The following is a 15389-nucleotide window of genomic DNA, read 5'->3' on the forward strand; positions in this document are numbered from 1 at the left end:
GCGTGCCTGGTGTTAGCCGCGGATGTCGTCGAACAGCACGGTGGAAATGTAGCGCTCTCCAAAGTCGCAGACGACGGCGACGATCAGCTTGCCGGCGTTCTCAGGACGCTTGGCGAGCTCCAGGGCGCCCCAGACGATGGCGCCGGAGGAAATGCCACCCAAAATGCCTTCGCGGGCACCGAGGTCGCGGGCAACGCGGACGGAATCCTCCAGGGTGGCGTCCAGGACTTCGTCATAGACGTTGGTGTCCAGGATTTCGGGAACAAAGTTGGCGCCGATGCCCTGGATCTTGTGCGGGCCGGGAGCGCCACCGTTGAGGATGGCAGAGTCCTTTGGCTCGACGGCCACGATCTGGACACCCGGTTTGCGTTCCTTGAGGACCTGGCCCACGCCGGTGATGGTTCCACCGGTGCCCACGCCGGCAACGAAGATGTCCACTTCGCCGTCGGTGTCTTCCCAGACTTCCTCGGCCGTGGTGGTGCGGTGGATGGCCGGGTTGGCCTCATTGGCGAACTGCTGGGCCCAAATGGAGTTCTCCGTGTTGGCCACGATTTCCTGGGCCTTCTCCACGGCGCCGCGCATGCCTTCGGATCCAGGGGTCAGGACGATTTCGGCGCCGTAGGCACGCAGCATGACCCGGCGCTCGGTGGACATGGTTTCAGGCATGGTCAGGATGACTTTGTAACCGCGTGCTGCGCCAACGAGTGCCAGGGCGATACCGGTGTTTCCGGAAGTGCCCTCGACGATGGTTCCGCCTGGCTTCAAGGCGCCGGACTTTTCAGCTGCGTCAATGATGGCCACACCGATGCGGTCCTTGACGCTGTTGGCCGGGTTGTAGAACTCAAGCTTGACTGCAACCGTGGCGTCGAGGCCTTCGGTAAGCCGGTTCAGGCGAACCAGTGGAGTGCGGCCGACCAGCTGCGTGACGTCGTCGTAGATCCTTGCCATGAAAATTTACGCCTATCTCTGAAGAGGGAATGCTGAGGTCAGCCTAACGAGCCGGATCGAAACCCTGCTAAGCAGTAAGCCATGCAGAGTAATATTTCCGGGCCTTCGCCAGCTTGGGATTAATGATCACCTGGCAGTACCCCTGATAGGGGAACTTGGCATAGTAATTCTGGTGGACTTCTTCGGCTTCGTGGAACTCGGGAAGGCGGCTTACTTCGGTCACAATCGGATCGGACCATAGGGCTTGGGCTCGCTCGATCGCTTCTTCGAACAGCACTTTTTCCTCCGTTGTGGAGTAAAACATCGATGAGCGGTACTGGGTTCCGACGTCGTAGCCCTGCCGATTCAGCGTGGTGGGATCGTGAAGGGCGAAGAACATATCCAGGATCACCTCTTCGGGGACCACGGTTTCATCGAACGTTACGGCCACCACCTCCGCGTGCCCGGTGGTTCCAGAGCAGACCTCGTAATAATCGGGATTACGGACATGGCCGCCGGTGTAACCCGACACAACTGAGCTAACGCCGCGGGTCTTCTGGTAAACGGCATCCAGGCACCAGAAGCAGCCGCCGCCAAGTACGAAAGTTTTCATGTTCTCTTCAATGGATCGGAGGGGCTGATGATTCCCGGTTCACCTTACGGGAGAATTACGGCACCTGGCAGGTGTCGCGGGGACGGAAAACTGCCTGATCCAGCGCAGTAGGGAAGAATATGGGTATGGAAGCTGTAAACACTGGCATTTCTGATGCGGATTCCGTCGAAGATGACGAAACAGAAGACGACCAAACAGTTGAAGCCAGCGGTGATCCCACGCTCGGTCAGGTGTTGCTGGCTGTCGAGGAGCTCTGGCCGGAGTCGCTGGCCGAGGATTGGGACGAGGTAGGCCTTGTGGTCGGCCGTCCCACGGTCCCAGTCACCAAGGTACTTTTCGCCGTGGACCCCACGTTGGCAGTGATCGATGAGGCCATCGAGTGGGGCGCCGAACTCCTTATTACCCATCACCCCCTGTTGCTCAAAGGGGTGAACTCCGTTGCCGCAACGTCGGCCAAGGGCCTCGCGGTCCACCGATTGATTGAAGCGGGCACTGGCCTGTTGACTGTGCACACCAATGGCGATTCGGCCGTTGGGGGAGTGTCGGACGTCCTGGCCGATGCGTTCGGGCTGGAGAATGTCACGCCCCTCACCGTGGCGGCCAACGGCTTGCCGGAGGAAGGGATCGGAAGGGTGGGCGAGCTACGGGAACTCATGACTCTGGGTGACTTCGCTGCCCGTGTCTTTGAGATGCTGCCCGCAGTTGCCGGGGGAGTCCGCGTCGCTGGGGACAAGGATGGCCTGGTACGGCGAGTCGCTGTCTGCGGCGGCGCCGGCGACTCCCTGTTCGACGCCGTGCGGGCCAGCCATGCGGATGTGTATGTGACGGCAGACATGCGTCACCACCCGGCGTCGGAAGCGCGTGAAGGCGCCACCAACGGACGGCCCTACTTGATCGACGTATCGCACTTTGCCAGCGAGTGGCTGTGGCTGCCGGCCGCTGCCGAAGCACTGGGCAACGTGCTCGCAGACCAGGGCTACGACGTCGAGATCCGCGTTAGCAGCACCAACAGTGATCCATGGGACTTCATACTGACTCCCGGCGGGGACTAGAGTCTAGAAAGATATGGGCGGCCCCAACAGAAACAGGCCGTCCGGCCGGACCTGATCTCCAGGAACGGCGGCGACAAGCGGAGGTAAGCGTGGCGAAAGCAGCACCGGCAGAACAATTGAAATTGCTTGAACTGCAGGGACTGGATGCCAGGCTCAAGTCGCTGGCCGGCCGTCGGAAGGTACTTGAAACGGACCCCCGCATCACGGACCTGACGGATGCCCTCAGCGTGGCCAATGGTGAACTGGGCGCGGCAAAGGTTGCCGTGCACGACGCCGAGGCCGAACTGCGCCGCGCGGAAGCCGACGTGGAACAGGTTGCTTCACGCATCGAACGCGACGAAACCCGGCTGAACAGCGGCACCGGATTGTCCAAGGACCTGGTGGCGCTGCAGAGTGACATCGCCTCACTCAACAAGCGGCGTTCCGACCTCGAGGATGTCGAGCTGGAAATCCTGGAGCGCTTGGATACCCTCCGGGAACGTCAGGCGGCGCAGCAGGCGATCGTCGACGATATCCAGGGATCTTTCGGCAGTATCCGTGCCGAACTGGACGAAGCAATCGCAGAGATTGCCGCCGAAGAGACGGTGGTGCGTGGCCAAAGGGCCGCCTTCGCGGACACCTTGGAAGGGGGACTGCTGGCGGTTTACGAGAAGACGATAGCCAAGAGGGGTGTCGGCGCCGCCAGGTTGTTCCATGGCAAATCCGAAGGGTCCGGCATGATGCTCAGCCCCGGCGACCTCGCCGAGGTCAAAGCGGCAGCCGAGGACGAGATCGTTTTCTGCCCGGACTCTGGAGTCATCCTGGTCCGCTCGGCTGAATGGAACTGAGCCGGCTGAATGGAACTGAGCCGGGACCAATCTGGCTGGCCCGGACCTACTTCGGCAGGATGATGTTCAGCGCGTGCGGCTTGCGGGCCGTGCCCTCGACGAGTTCCGTCGTCCAGACTTCACTGGCTGCCTTCGCCAGCTGAGCTGGAGTAGCCGGTGCCTTGCCACGCCGCGTCAGCAGGTGCCGCGCCAGTTCACCCCGGGTGTGCTTGGCGAAGTGGCTGACCACCGTGCGCTTGCCGTTCGACTCGCTGAACACGTTGACGTTTACCGTCTGCGTCGCCGGGGGAGCCCAAGCAGCAGCGTAGGTGCTGGAGCGGCAGTCCACCAACAGTTCGCCCTCGGCCCGTTGGGTGAGGGCAGCGTTGAGCTGCGGCTTCCAGTAGGAGGCGAGGCGTCCGACGTCGGGCAGTGCAGTTCCCATGGACAGCCGGTAGGCGGGCACATGGTCGCCGAAGCCGATGGCGCCCCACAGGGCGGACACCACCAGGATGGATTCGGTCGCCTTGCGGCGTTGCGCGGGGGTCATGCTGTTGTAGCCCAGGGCGTCATACAGGACCCCTGAGTAGACCTGGTGCGCGGGAGCCGCCGGTTCGGCGTGCAGCCGGGTATTACGTTCGACGTCGTCCCGCAACGAGGCGCCGACGCCCAGCAACGCCAGGGCGTCCTCGTGCGCGCTCACCGTTCCTAAAGCTTCGAGGACCTTCGCCCTGGCGGGGTTCAGCTCCGGAAAGCTCAGCGACTCCCATTCGATGGCGGGACCATTGGAAGCGGGGGTCTTGCCTTCTGAGGGCGGCAGGAGAATCAGCACCAGTCGATATTACCGGGGTCTTTGGGCTGTCCCAACGCCGGTAGACTTGACGACGGATGGGTCGACCAGGCGGTCGCGCGCCACGAAAGTGGCTCGAGGAACGTCCGGGCTCCGCAGAGCAGGGTGGTGGGTAACGCCCACTCGGGGTAACCCGCAGGCCAGTGCCACAGAGAACAGACCGCCTGCACCAGTGACGCTTGCGTCACCGGGCGCAGGTAAGGGTGAAACGGTGGTGTAAGAGACCACCAGCTCCCTGGGTGACCGGGGAGGCTAGGTAAACCCCACCCGGAGCAAGGCCAGACAGGACACGCTTGAGGGCTGCTCGCCCGAGTGTCCGGGTAGGCTGCTGGAGGGCGTCGGCAACGGCGTTCGTAGATGGATGGCCGCCACTCCCTTGCCGGTAACGGCAGGGGATGACAGAACCCGGCGTATCGGTCGACCCATCCACCCTGAGGGGTCGAATCTCCCGTGATTCTGCGGGGATCGGCCCCTTTTTGCTGCGTGTTTCCGGGCTTAGAAGCCTCTTACTGCTTCCGCGTGTTTCTGCCTATTTCTAAGGCTTACTCCCGGGAAAAACTCCCTGAAAAACTCCCTAGCCTCCATGCAGCCCGGAATCCCGGGCGGTCCGGTCCAAGACCCTGGCAGCGTACTCCCGGAGGTGGATCCAAATATGTGCATCGCGATCAGCCACCCGATCCCGGATCTCGCGGACCAATGAAGTTGGCGTCTTCGGGTTTGACACCACACGGCCAAGGATCAGCGCGTTGTCAAAGGTCGCGGCCCACGCCAAATGCTCCGGAGTCACGTCCTGACGTCCAAGCACGCCCAGGACGACCTCCAGGTGGGCGTCTGGGGTCATTAGGGCCGCTAGGACTTCAGGGCGCACGTGAGCGCGGGAGAGGACCATGGATGCCGCCCGCCAGTCGCCAGCAAGGGCCTTGGTTTCGAATTCATTCATGCGGGCAGCGTACGCCTGGGGTATGACAGGCAAAATAGACTGACGCCATAGAATTTGGACGTGAAATGAGGAATGTTGCCCGATTACTGCACCCTGACTGACAACAGCATCAGCTGTACTAGGGCCTTCGACCCACTGGCATTTTCGTTGGCACTCCTGCCTGCACTGATCAGCATTGTGGCCATTGGGGTCGCGCTGTACGTTGCTTCCATCAGCAACGCACACCAGCGTGACGAAGCGGCCAAGCAGAGGGTCATCACGATGGCGGGGGCCGTGATCCGTGCGGCGTTCAGTGCCATGCGAGCCAGCCACCGCGACATAGTGGCGTTTCGCAGTCACATGTCAGACCTCGATATCGCAATTCGAGTCTTAGCTGTTGAAGTGATGCATGAGCACGAAGCCTTTGTGATCGAATTGATGGAATGGATGAAACGGCTCCAAGTCGATTACATCGCCCTGGGAGCCCGCCCTGACGATGGAGACCACGACACTGAAGAGATCCTCGTGGCGCGGAAAAGGACCAATGACTACGTGAATTTCATCACGACTTGGCTTTGGCAGAAGCGCTCGGGCCGGTTGATTATCGAGCGAGACATGAGGCGCTTGCGCCTGGAAACTTGGCCTGAACGTCAGTGGGCGATGCGCACATGGCCTGTCCCGGAGCTTCAGCCTAACTAGCCCTACGTACGACAAGTCCTGTCAATTTACAAGTCAAATTACTCCAAACGCTTTCCTTCGGCTATCTTGCATCTATGGGGCCACTTCAAAGCGCTGATCACAGCAATCAATCCACATCCTTCACGGTTCGCGATTCCGCGGCCAATCTTCCATCCGAGCGCTCGTTTGAGCCCGCGGTTGTGGGCGGCGACCTAGCCCCAGTAGAGGGACTCTGTGGTGGTCCGCTTGGCGCCGACGCCGAGTGTGTAGGCTCGGCAGGTCACGCAGGCGAGCACACTGCTCCTCTACCGCGGGCGAACCAAACATGCGGCCACTGCAACTCACGGGTGAACGGCAACGGCAGTTCATGGAAGCTGGAGATTGGTCTCTGGTTCTGTCCCGATTGCAAAGACACTTACTGGTACTAAGCCGAAAAAGGGACCCTCTCGCTATTCTGCGAGGGGGTCCCTTTTTGTATGTGGCATCAGGACAATTTGTGCAGTTCGGTGTCAATCGGCAGCACCCCGGCGACCCGCGGCCATCCTGGGGCAAGCGCCGTGGCACCCTCGGCCAATGTGTCCACCATCTGTGCAGCGGCCGCAGAAACTGTAATCTCAGGGTTGAGCAATAGGCTGAGGGCAACGAGCAGAATGCTCTCCGGAAGCGGGGCATGCCCGACGCCGTAGTTGGCTGCCCACACGATGTGGTTCTCGTCCGTTGCGTACAGGCCGTGGCCAAGGTGCTGGAACCCGCCGGCTTGAATGAATGGCACGGCGTGGACCGGGGTGTGCCAATCGCTGCCGTTCTGCATGTACAGCAGCCGTCGAGGCTTCGACTGCAGGGCTTCAGTCTCGACGCCGAAACTTGCAGCAAGGTCCTTCGCGAACGGCTTCCAGTTATCGCCGTCGAGTTCGGCCCCTGCACCAAACGCCTGGGCGAAATAGTTCTTAGCGAATCGGATGTCGTATTCCGTGATGCTCGTCTGTGGATTCCAGACAAGCACCGAAGCGTGTTCGCCGATCTGGTGTCCGTAGTACAGAGACGCGAACCCGCCGCCCGAACCGCCAATGAACAACAACTCGTGCGCCCCTTCGGATGCAATTGCCCGAAGTACTTCGGTGATGCTGGCTTGCAGATCCTGGTAGCGGTTGCCGGCGTACCAACTCAGCCCCAAGGAATGGTCGATGTTGTGAGAGGGGTCCGACACTGCAATGAACCCTACGTTAGCCGTGTGAGCGATCTTGCGCCCCGAAAAGAACGGGCCCGTCTTGGTTTCGCGGGCAGTCACTGCACCGTTGAAGAATACCGGCACAACTTTTCTGCCATCAGCGAGTGGGTTCCCGTGGAAGAAGAGATCGAGGTCTGGGCCGGACTCCAGCGATATTGTATGGATGCCATCAGCCCACGTACCAGCCTGATGGAAGTCCTTGATGGATGACCATCGGAAATGGCCGCCCGGCCACGGCTCATAATTGCTGGGCAGGAATTCTCTGCTCAAGGATTGACTGTCGGCGTTCTGCATGCAGTCATCCTACCCAGCGGGACGTGGCCTTAAGCGCGACGAGACCCCCACTCCCAAATCTGAGAGTGGGGGCCGTCATGGTGCCGCCGCCTATTGCTGTTCGGCTCGGTGCTCCGGCGCATCGTCCGCAGGTACCTGGCCACGCTGTTCGAGGATTGTGGACCACCATCGCAGGATCGTGGTGTAGGCGAGCTGCTGAAGACCGTAGACGGCAAGGACAGCCTGCAGCCAGTCATCCGGGGTGACCAGCACCAATTGGCCGCGGGCAACGAGGTAAACCGTGGCCAGGATCAGGCTGACGATGATGGGCACGGCCACCCGGACCGTCTTGGACCACGACTCGTTCTTGGCGCGGGCGATGGCCAGAGGGGAGAAGATTGTCAGCACTGCCGTGATGACGGTGATGAGCAGTTCAGTGTTCTCCATGGCTTAGCCTTCCTGGCTCAGAGTGACGGTGGTCGTTGCGGTGGCCTGAAGGTCGGAGAGGGCTGATTCCGCCCCAGCCTTTGCCGCTTGCTCCACAGCGGCAAGGTCAACGGGCGAGCCTGGCTTGGACGCGAGCTGTTTCACGGCCTCCAGCAGGCCCGCTTGCTGTCCTTGGATGGATGCCAGCATGCCCGGGATCGGGCCTGCGAAACGGACCTTCTCAACGCCCGGGCGGAGAAGGTCTCGCGCCTCTTCGGCGGCGTCCTTCGCAGCTTTGGCATTGCCCGCAACCCCGAACAGGGGGCCTGCGTTGCGTTTCTTCGCCTCACCTTCCTGCGTGAGAGCGGCAATTTCTTCTCGGACTACGGTGCGTACTTCTTCGAGTGATGCCATGACATCCTCCTCTGGTTGGATGATTTCGCCTTGCAGGACAAGGCCATTGCGGGGGCGCAGGTAGCCGAGGAGGCCCTGCTTAGGGAGCCACTGATCAAGTACCGGGCCGGACGACTGCCCTGGGAAGGGGTTGTCCCACCGGCTTTCGGAACTGTTTTGCGATGCGCACCGGACGTACTCATAGCCGGGGTCCTCGATCACTTGGGCCACGTGCGTCTTGGGGTAGTACCAGAACGAATCTCCCCACACCGCCGTATCGCCGGGCAGGGCCCGTTCCGTGGGTGGGATTCGGACATATGCCGCCTCGATGGCCTTGGTTTGTGGGTAATCGCGGTACATGGTTCCTGCGAACCCAGACCACTTCACGGCACCCCCTGTCGTGTTGATGACAGGCAGCCCGAAGAAATTGGCGAAGTGCGCATGAAGGTCCCAGCACTGAGCCCCCGCGAACTGGTCAACATCGATGTACGCGCCGAGGACTGAAGTGAGCCAGAACTGAAACCTTGAGAGCTCGAACGCCATCATGACTCCTTCGTAGGTGGTGGTGAGGCCGCCGGCGCGGCACAGGTGTAGGTGCTGGACCCGGGTGGGTCGGCGGTGCAGGTGTAGCCGGCCATCGGGCCTGACGTGAAGGTGATGGACGAGGGCGAGGCGCCGTCTCGACCGTCTGCACCATTGTCGCCGACGGCGCCCGTGGCTCCGGCGGGACCTGCTGGGCCAACCGGGCCGATAGGTCCCTGCTCTCCCTGAGGCCCAGGCGGGCCTGCGACTGTGGAGTCAGCGCCATCCGCGCCCGCGGCGCCGTCCGAACCATCAGTGCCAGCGGCCCCAGCAGTTCCCGTGTCGCCTTTGTCGCCCTTCTCACCAGGCACTCCCGGGATACCTTGGGGGCCGGGAACACCCTGGACCCCTTGAACACCTTGTGGGCCTTGGGTCGGCTCGGTTGCTGCCTTCTCCAGATTCCGGCAAGTCTCCGAAGCAGCCGCTGTCTGGTCCGTTGCTTGGCAGAGCGCGTCCGTGGCGGCTTGGGCGAGGTTCTGTTTCTCCTGCGCCTGCTCAGCCCCATATTGGGCGTTCACGACGGCCAGCCGGTGGTTGTCGAATGCCAGCCAGCCTGCGAAGACCACAACAGCTAGGAGTAACAGAGACAGGCCCGCGAGTAGCAGCTTCACCCGCTTGTCAGTCTGTCTGGACTTCGCAGCCTCGGCCTGCGCCGCTTCGAGTTCCGGGTCATTCACTGTCGTCATGGTCATCCTCCGGCCATTCGGCGGGGTCGGGTTGGATGTCATTCGCGATCAACTGTTCCCGCCACTTGCCAGCCGCCGCTTTGATTCGAGAGTTGTACCGTCCGAGAGACTTGACCCGCTTGAGAAGTTCCGCGATGCGCGCTGTCAGGAGTGCTTCCACGGCAACCTCCCTCCGTTCGCGCTTCTTGTCCGCCCTGTCGATGAGCTTCCAAGCGCCGCCGCCGAAGGCCATGAGGCCTCCGACGATGGCGGTAATGAGCGCTGGATCCACACGCCTGCCCCTTTGAATTGAGTTCCTGCCACGGCGCTCCTAGAGGCCGTACTGTGCGCGGAGTGCGTTGACTGTGGATGTTCGTTCACCGGCAGAAAGAGCCTTGTCGTAGAGAGCGACTTCAGCGACGGCCATGTTTGTCCACTGCCCGGCGCGGTGGTAGCCCAGAGTGAGGATGTCCCGGCGGGCTGTTCCTGTGTTGCCGGATACCTCGGTGCCATCAACAGACAGCACCGAGGAAGCACCGTTGAACACGCCGATAAAGACGTGCCATGCCTGATCTGCCGCAGGGCCGTTGACCGTAGACCCACCCTCCAAGAAAAGGATTTTGCTGGGGGCCGTCCCGGATGTTCCAAGAACCGCGTTTTCGACGGCGGTATCAGACCCTAGACGCCCGCCCGCAATGATCCGAATGCCGGTGACTCCCGAGTCCTGCAGCTTTGCCACGATCACTAGCGTGTGGGGCTGGTTCATGACAGCGGAAGTCTTGAGTCCCTGCGTGGTCCCGTTGAAACTGACGGCCTTGATTGTGCCCACCGTGGCCGCGGTCGGGGCCGCCCCATAGGTGGGGACGGTTTCCAGTGCGGCACCTCCAGCCACCATGTCCGGCCAAGCGTTCACGGCGGCACCATCTGTAAGTTGCAAGTTCTTGGCGAGGTATCGGCGCTTGTAGCCGGAAACCGGTAGGTCATGGACCGCCAGCGGCAAGCTGGTGATCTTTGGCCCAGTGAAAGCGGCTTCGGTTGTGTAGAGGAAAGCCATGGGGGAAGCTCCTATCGATGAAGCGGCTGGTTGATCGTCCTGGCGCAGAGGGCATCACCTTGGCGGTTGAGGTGGATATTGCCCGGTCCAGCGGAGTAGCGGGAATCGAGGACGCCAACTGTGGAAGACTCGACCGCTTTGCCCAGGTCAAATGCCGTGACAGCGTTCCCCGGAAGCTCATCCAGCAAGACGTTGTTCCACGCCTGCCGGACAGCCTCAGCCGGAGCGGCAGCATCGAAGCTTGGAAGCACCGTCGTGAGGTACACGTTCGTTGAGGTGACGCCAGTGATGATCGGGTACAAGGCAGCGAATCTGGACCGGAGGGTGGCCAGATCGGCACCGGAAGCGAAGATGTCGTTACGCGCCAACGACCACACCAAAGCGTCAGGCTTTGCCATGGCTGCCCACTTGGTGAATCGGAGCGATGTGGGCGCTGCCGCCCAGCCGTCCATGGTGGATCCGCTGTGCGAGTACATCAGAGGCAAGTAGCCGTTGGCCCGGGCGTGCTGCATCGGAAAGGAGTCATACACCGGCAGCCGCGTAGAGACGCCAAGCCCCAACGAGTCAGTCAGGAAAGCTACCGAACGGACACTGTCGGCAACTTTGAGCTCCAGCCAGATATCGCATGGCGTGTGGCTGGCAAGGACCGCCCCTACGTCCTCGACCGCGTTCCAGCTCGTGTTGTTGGTGGATTGCCAGGAACCAGCGACGGTGGAGGCGTTGTTCTGCGCTGCACAGGTGTACCCATAGGACAGGAGGTAGTCCTTGTTGGCAGCCAGGTCCGCCTCCACCCATGGCGATACCCACTCGGTGGCCCCTGTCGCAGAGGTGGTGAACCCTGTGGCAATGGTGGTTGGAGTCCCGAGGAACTTGCCCGTGTGCGTGCCAGTGGTACCCATGTCGTGGGGCCCGAACGCTAAGCCGTCGAAGGATAGGGCTCCGGCGTAATTGAACACGTAGCGGTTGTTGTTGTTATGGATATGCACCCGGAAGGCGATGGCATCCGCCGGCAGCTTGAACGGAATACGCGCACCAACGGCCGTACGCGTGTCCAATGAGGTTGAGCTGTCGGCGCCGGTCAGCGGGAATGCGGCAGACTTGACGCCTAGGCGCTTGTTCCATGCCGCAAGCGCCCAGTCTGGGACGCGACCATCCGTGCCGATGACCAGTTCTGAAAGTCGGCCAGTGGGGTCAAGAAAGCCACCAGCCACGCCGTTGATATCCGGCACCTGCTTGCGTGTCTGGGCGAGGCCGCCTTCGACGCCGCCGAGGCGGGTGTCTTGGCTTGATGGCGTCAGGTTGGTGGCACTGTAGGTCGCACCTGTGGTGAAGTCGATGTTGGCGGTGACGATATCGCCATTGGGGGCCGCCAGCTTCTCACCGGCCTTGAACGATGTGGACGGTGCCCACCGGAGTAGGCCGGGAATACCTTCAGCCATGGGTGGCCTCCTTAGAAACTGAGGGGCGGGCCGTTATCAGCCCGCCCCGTTGACGTGGCGTTGTTGTCTGTCTCATCGAATGAGTGACGTGCCGACTGGTTCCGTGGTGGCCACTAGAGCCTGGCTGTTGCCGAGGACCACAAGCTGGTTGGCGGCCACCGTGGTGTCGATGTACGCGAACACTTCCGTGAGCCCGGCAAGTGACAGGAAACCCGGCTGGTCGATGTTGCGGGGGTGCAGCATGATCTCCAGCGCCGTCTTGGTGGATACAGCGATGTCGATCTGCGCCTTGATCGAGGCCACTGTTTCGGACTCGATGTTGTAGTACGCCTGCCCTTGCTTGAGGCGGCCGTCAAGTTTCCGGAAGCGGGTGTTCGGGAAGGCCCCGGAGAACACTGCATGGAAGGCCATGATCACTGAGCCCGCGTAGGTGCTCGAGTAGACGTCCATGCTGGGCCCGGTCGTGAAACCACCCATGCCATTGACCGTTCCAGGGATGATGAACCGCTCAATCGGGCGGCCAAGCTGCGTTTCAAGTTCCTGCTTGCCGACAACGATCTGATCCCAGATCGCGGCCTTGGAGTCCATCTCCTTGTGGGTGGTGCCGTCCGGGTTGCCGTCCGCGCTGTGGTTGGCGAACTCGTGGCCGGCGTCGATCAAGGCCGTTGCTTCCGCCTGGGACATGCCGCTGTTCTCGGTCTTGGCCCAGTTGCGGGAGTTCATTGCGATCAGGCACTTCCAGTTCCGGCCGCCTGAGTTCAGCATCGGAAGGATGGTGCTCTTCAAGTACGTCAGGCCGTGGTCGAAGCGGAACACCACGGCGCCCTTGCCGTTCGTGGACGTCACGGGGTGCCGGGCTTTGAAGTCCTCAATCAGCGCCGCGTTTGGGGTGCCGTAGTGACCGCTGTTTAGGACGAACGCAGCAGTGCCGTCAATGCGGTCCCATTCGGACCAGACGCCTGCGGAGATGAGGGTCCGCCACCAGCGCTGCGGGGTGGACAGGACCGTGAAGACCTGCTCAGTAAACCCGAAGCCAGGAGCGTGTCCGCCACGAACCACCAGCAAGGATGCCCCGTTGGCGGATCCGGCGGGCTTGTTGATCATCGTGGCGGCTGAGGTGCCGCTGCTGATGTAGTACGTTCCGGTTTTGTCGTAGCCGGAGAGAGTGTCAAAGTCAGTGCCATCTGCCAGCAAGGTCGAGGCATTGTCCAGGCGCTTCCACGCGGACCAAGTGGACCCGGTGAGCATCTGCCGCCACCACTTGGCCGGGATAGCTCCCATGACCGTGTACGTCTGCGTGGTGAACCCGTAACTGGCTGGCCCGCGTTCAACTACCAGTGTGGCGTTGGCAGCCCCAGCATACGGCGGCAGGTTCGTCATGGTCGCCACGCCAGTGACGGGAACGTACCAGAGCCCGACGTGGTTGGTGCCGTTGATGCTGTTCAGGTTGGACTCGTCCGGCAGGACACCCTGCAACCAAGTACCCAGATCACCCTTCAGGCCCTTGAGGTTCGCGAGAAATTCCCATGCGAATGCCATCAGACGTTCCTCCATTCGTACAGATCCCACGTATTCAGCGGATCGAGATCATCAGCCGGGTTGGCCTTCAGCCAGAGCGTGAATGGCCGAGGATTGTCTGGAGGAGTCAAGGACACGTAGACCATGCGTGTGTTCTTTGGCGGCTTGCCGAACAGGTTCGAAAACGAACCCCCGCCGGATGGGACTTGCAACTGCCAGTCCGGGAAGTCGGCCTTCACGTAATTCCCTGCAGCATCAAGCCACTGGATGGAGACCGTGTACCAGGCGTCGTCCATCATGTCCGTAGTGGTCTCAAGGCTTGCCGTGAAGGAACCGTCAGACGCGGGCTGCACCGTTAGCGGCTCAGTCGGTATCACCTTCCCTGCCTTGGCATTGGGAGAATTGAGCGTGAAGTGAAGCTCCGGAATTTTCCCGTTCAAGTGCGTCCCGGCAACGTCGGTGACGTTGCCAACCACCGGGGCTGTAGCCATAGGTGCCTCCTGGCATGGAAAAGGCCCCGGAGTGCGGGGCCTTGATGGTTGTGAAGTTGGGGGTCAGGCGTCCGTGCGGGTGGCTTGGTCAAGCAGCTCCTCCAGTTCAGCTATCCGCCTGTCCCTGACTGCGATCACGGCATCTTTGACCTTGCACTGGGCGTTCGCGTTGGCCAGGGCCCAGTCCGCATTGGCTAGCTTCTGCCTGTACTCGGCGTGGATGCTGTCATGCGCAAGTTGAAGTGCTTCGTCCAAGAGGGGCCTCCGAGTGTATTAATTCGAGCGCCCTGGCACTAAGATGCAGGGCATGAGAAGTATTGGGGGACTAGCTGTTCTCGCCGTCTTGGCTTTGAGTGCATGCGCCTCACCGGCGGCCAGCGTCGAACCGGTCACCCCAGACCCCGCGGTGGCATCGTCCTACGACGAGAGCTACTCCGCTGATGAGTTCTTCATCGCCGGGGTGAAGCTTGGATGGATCGGGGAGAAGCCCAGCAATACTGAGCTCGTAAAGATGGGTCAGCAAGCCTGCCAGGGGGCTCTTCCAGCCAGCGGAGAGAACGCCAAGCGCATCACGGAGTACGCCAAAGCCGTCTACTGCCCCTAGGGCTTGTAGTACAACCGGCCGGAAGAGCTGTCATAGAAGACATTCGCCGCACTACCGGTCGTGGTTAGGTTCAGTGTTGTGTTTCCTGTGACTTCCAAGTCCGCGTTGATGCCAACCAGGTTGTTGAGAATGTGGATGTCGGCCGTCCCGCCCTCAATTACTACCTGCGAGCTTGTGACGCTAACGGATGCGGACCCTGTTCCGTTCGCCATGATGAGCGAAGAGCCAGTGTCGTAGAGCACGCGGCCGGAAGAGAACTTCACTGCACCACTGTGCAATGACGGATCGATGGACACATTGCCCGCCGTGATCTTCCCGCCTGTGGTCACATTCAGATCGTTCCGGAGCGTGGTCACACCCTCCACGGAAAGTGTTCCAGTGGTCTTCATCGGCCCGTTGACGTCGAAGTCACCAGTGACTGTCGTGTCACCAGCGATAGTCGTTGTCCCATTCAGATCCGTTGGTCCAGTAACCGTGAAGTCGCCGGTGACGGTGGTGTCCCCCGCAATGGTGGTGACGCCATTTAGGTCCGTTGGGCCGGTCTGGGTGAAGTGGCCGGCCGAGGTGACGTCACCAGTGATGTTCGTGTTGCCGGCGATGTCCACCGGACCGTTTAGATTCACGTCACCTGTGGCGGTGAATGTGCCAGTCATGTTGATCGTGCCAGCAACTTCCAGGAGCCCCGTGATCGATGCAGATCCGGTGACGTACAGGCCACCATTCTCAATAGTGATCCCGCCGCCACCGTAGACGGTCAGCCCGCCGCGGCCTATGGCCATCGCGTTCTGGTTGGTGGCGTACTGGAGTTTGCGGATCGCATCCCAGACTTTACCCAGGTTGCCTTGGCTAAGGTCGTTGATCTTCGCCACGG

The 15389-nt window shown here is 61.4% G+C and carries 19 protein-coding genes and 1 other RNA gene; 5 read left to right on the forward strand and 15 right to left on the reverse strand.

Translation table 11 applies throughout. From position 1 onward, the window contains the following. Positions 1–12 precede the first annotated feature (12 nt). A complete protein-coding gene (cysK, locus tag FQP90_RS13495; RefSeq protein WP_144651312.1) occupies positions 13–948 on the reverse strand; it encodes a cysteine synthase A in 936 nt (311 codons plus the stop codon). Positions 949–1015: 67 nt separating this feature from the next. Then, on the reverse strand, positions 1016–1540 hold the full coding sequence (msrA, locus tag FQP90_RS13500; RefSeq protein ID WP_144651314.1) for a peptide-methionine (S)-S-oxide reductase MsrA: 525 nt from the start codon (positions 1538–1540) through the stop codon (positions 1016–1018). A 125-nt stretch (positions 1541–1665) separates the two neighbouring features. Between msrA and FQP90_RS13505 the strand changes: the two genes are divergently transcribed. Together FQP90_RS13505 and FQP90_RS13510 are read left to right on the forward strand one after the other, a co-directional pair. Next, complete coding sequence (locus tag FQP90_RS13505) at positions 1666–2592, forward strand: Nif3-like dinuclear metal center hexameric protein (protein WP_144651316.1); 927 nt, start codon at positions 1666–1668, stop codon at positions 2590–2592. Between the two features lie 89 nt (positions 2593–2681). Next, entirely contained in the window at positions 2682–3419 is a 738-nt protein-coding gene (locus FQP90_RS13510; RefSeq protein ID WP_144651318.1) for a zinc ribbon domain-containing protein, read from the forward strand. 46 nt (positions 3420–3465) lie between these two features. Here the strand turns inward: FQP90_RS13510 and FQP90_RS13515 are convergent, their stop codons facing one another. After that, a complete protein-coding gene (locus tag FQP90_RS13515) occupies positions 3466–4230 on the reverse strand; it encodes a YaaA family protein (RefSeq protein WP_144651320.1) in 765 nt (254 codons plus the stop codon). Positions 4231–4287: 57 nt separating this feature from the next. On the opposite strand from FQP90_RS13515, the gene rnpB reads away from it, so the two are divergent. Further along, positions 4288–4677: RNase P RNA component class A (gene rnpB / locus FQP90_RS13520), an RNA gene on the forward strand. Between the two features lie 145 nt (positions 4678–4822). Here rnpB and FQP90_RS13525 read toward each other — a convergent pair. Further along, positions 4823–5188 (reverse strand): hypothetical protein, encoded by a 366-nt coding sequence (locus FQP90_RS13525; RefSeq protein ID WP_144651321.1) that lies wholly within the window; start codon positions 5186–5188, stop codon positions 4823–4825. Between the two features lie 72 nt (positions 5189–5260). Here FQP90_RS13525 and FQP90_RS13530 point away from each other — a divergent pair, with 72 nt between their 5' ends. Next, the gene (locus tag FQP90_RS13530; protein ID WP_144651323.1) at positions 5261–5866 is read left to right on the forward strand and encodes a hypothetical protein; all 606 of its coding nucleotides are present in this window, start codon (positions 5261–5263) and stop codon (positions 5864–5866) included. Between the two features lie 463 nt (positions 5867–6329). On the opposite strand, the gene FQP90_RS13535 is transcribed toward FQP90_RS13530, so the two are convergent. From FQP90_RS13535 to FQP90_RS13580, 10 genes are all read right to left on the reverse strand, one after another. Beyond that, positions 6330–7367: a hypothetical protein gene (locus FQP90_RS13535; protein WP_208760008.1), complete on the reverse strand. Its 1038-nt coding sequence runs from the start codon at positions 7365–7367 to the stop codon at positions 6330–6332. 90 nt (positions 7368–7457) lie between these two features. Further along, a complete protein-coding gene (locus FQP90_RS13540) occupies positions 7458–7793 on the reverse strand; it encodes a hypothetical protein (RefSeq protein ID WP_144651327.1) in 336 nt (111 codons plus the stop codon). Between the two features lie 3 nt (positions 7794–7796). Further along, positions 7797–8711, reverse strand: coding sequence for a hypothetical protein (locus tag FQP90_RS13545; protein WP_144651328.1), 915 nt, complete (start codon positions 8709–8711; stop codon positions 7797–7799). Continuing rightward, a complete protein-coding gene (locus FQP90_RS13550) occupies positions 8708–9433 on the reverse strand; it encodes a collagen-like protein (protein ID WP_167510492.1) in 726 nt (241 codons plus the stop codon). The genes FQP90_RS13545 and FQP90_RS13550 overlap by 4 nt, the downstream gene beginning before the upstream one ends. Then, complete coding sequence (locus FQP90_RS13555) at positions 9417–9704, reverse strand: hypothetical protein (RefSeq protein ID WP_144651332.1); 288 nt, start codon at positions 9702–9704, stop codon at positions 9417–9419. Before FQP90_RS13555 ends, FQP90_RS13550 begins: the two co-directional genes overlap by 17 nt. Positions 9705–9743: 39 nt before the next feature. Continuing rightward, positions 9744–10466, reverse strand: coding sequence for a LamG domain-containing protein (locus tag FQP90_RS13560; RefSeq protein ID WP_144651334.1), 723 nt, complete (start codon positions 10464–10466; stop codon positions 9744–9746). An 11-nt stretch (positions 10467–10477) separates the two neighbouring features. Beyond that, the gene (locus tag FQP90_RS13565; RefSeq protein ID WP_144651336.1) at positions 10478–11905 is read right to left on the reverse strand and encodes a hypothetical protein; all 1428 of its coding nucleotides are present in this window, start codon (positions 11903–11905) and stop codon (positions 10478–10480) included. A gap of 72 nt (positions 11906–11977) precedes the next feature. Further along, positions 11978–13444, reverse strand: a complete 1467-nt coding sequence (locus tag FQP90_RS13570) for a polysaccharide deacetylase family protein (protein ID WP_167510493.1) — start codon at positions 13442–13444, stop codon at positions 11978–11980. Continuing rightward, positions 13444–13914 carry a hypothetical protein gene (locus tag FQP90_RS13575; protein ID WP_144651339.1) on the reverse strand — a complete coding sequence of 157 codons (471 nt, stop codon included), beginning with the start codon at positions 13912–13914 and terminating at the stop codon, positions 13444–13446. Before FQP90_RS13575 ends, FQP90_RS13570 begins: the two co-directional genes overlap by 1 nt. Before the next feature lie 63 nt (positions 13915–13977). Next, complete coding sequence (locus tag FQP90_RS13580) at positions 13978–14169, reverse strand: hypothetical protein (RefSeq protein ID WP_144651341.1); 192 nt, start codon at positions 14167–14169, stop codon at positions 13978–13980. A 52-nt stretch (positions 14170–14221) separates the two neighbouring features. Between FQP90_RS13580 and FQP90_RS13585 the strand changes: the two genes are divergently transcribed. Further along, a complete protein-coding gene (locus FQP90_RS13585; RefSeq protein ID WP_144651343.1) occupies positions 14222–14518 on the forward strand; it encodes a hypothetical protein in 297 nt (98 codons plus the stop codon). Here the strand turns inward: FQP90_RS13585 and FQP90_RS13590 are convergent. After that, complete coding sequence (locus tag FQP90_RS13590) at positions 14515–15387, reverse strand: hypothetical protein (RefSeq protein ID WP_144651345.1); 873 nt, start codon at positions 15385–15387, stop codon at positions 14515–14517. The two genes, FQP90_RS13585 and FQP90_RS13590, sit on opposite strands and share 4 nt — an antisense overlap. Between the last annotated feature and the right edge of the window lie 2 nt (positions 15388–15389).

The sequence above is a fragment of the Paenarthrobacter nitroguajacolicus genome, from assembly GCF_007786235.1.
GTDB classification, from domain to species: domain Bacteria; phylum Actinomycetota; class Actinomycetes; order Actinomycetales; family Micrococcaceae; genus Arthrobacter; species Arthrobacter nitroguajacolicus_A.

Excerpts from the sequence above, each read along its gene's own strand:
- FQP90_RS13525 (WP_144651321.1), bottom strand. The coding sequence starts at position 5,188 with ATGAATGAATTCGAAACCAAGGCCCTTGCTGGCGACTGGCGGGCGGCA.
- FQP90_RS13535 (WP_208760008.1), bottom strand. The coding sequence starts at position 7,367 with ATGCAGAACGCCGACAGTCAATCCTTGAGCAGAGAATTCCTGCCCAGC.
- FQP90_RS13565 (WP_144651336.1), bottom strand. The coding sequence starts at position 11,905 with ATGGCTGAAGGTATTCCCGGCCTACTCCGGTGGGCACCGTCCACATCG.
- msrA (WP_144651314.1), bottom strand. The coding sequence starts at position 1,540 with ATGAAAACTTTCGTACTTGGCGGCGGCTGCTTCTGGTGCCTGGATGCC.
- FQP90_RS13560 (WP_144651334.1), bottom strand. The coding sequence starts at position 10,466 with ATGGCTTTCCTCTACACAACCGAAGCCGCTTTCACTGGGCCAAAGATC.
- FQP90_RS13545 (WP_144651328.1), bottom strand. The coding sequence starts at position 8,711 with ATGATGGCGTTCGAGCTCTCAAGGTTTCAGTTCTGGCTCACTTCAGTC.
- FQP90_RS13570 (WP_167510493.1), bottom strand. The coding sequence starts at position 13,444 with ATGGCATTCGCATGGGAATTTCTCGCGAACCTCAAGGGCCTGAAGGGT.
- FQP90_RS13575 (WP_144651339.1), bottom strand. The coding sequence starts at position 13,914 with ATGGCTACAGCCCCGGTGGTTGGCAACGTCACCGACGTTGCCGGGACG.
- cysK (WP_144651312.1), bottom strand. The coding sequence starts at position 948 with ATGGCAAGGATCTACGACGACGTCACGCAGCTGGTCGGCCGCACTCCA.
- FQP90_RS13550 (WP_167510492.1), bottom strand. The coding sequence starts at position 9,433 with ATGACGACAGTGAATGACCCGGAACTCGAAGCGGCGCAGGCCGAGGCT.
- FQP90_RS13585 (WP_144651343.1), top strand. The coding sequence starts at position 14,222 with ATGAGAAGTATTGGGGGACTAGCTGTTCTCGCCGTCTTGGCTTTGAGT.
- FQP90_RS13530 (WP_144651323.1), top strand. The coding sequence starts at position 5,261 with ATGTTGCCCGATTACTGCACCCTGACTGACAACAGCATCAGCTGTACT.
- FQP90_RS13540 (WP_144651327.1), bottom strand. The coding sequence starts at position 7,793 with ATGGAGAACACTGAACTGCTCATCACCGTCATCACGGCAGTGCTGACA.
- FQP90_RS13505 (WP_144651316.1), top strand. The coding sequence starts at position 1,666 with ATGGAAGCTGTAAACACTGGCATTTCTGATGCGGATTCCGTCGAAGAT.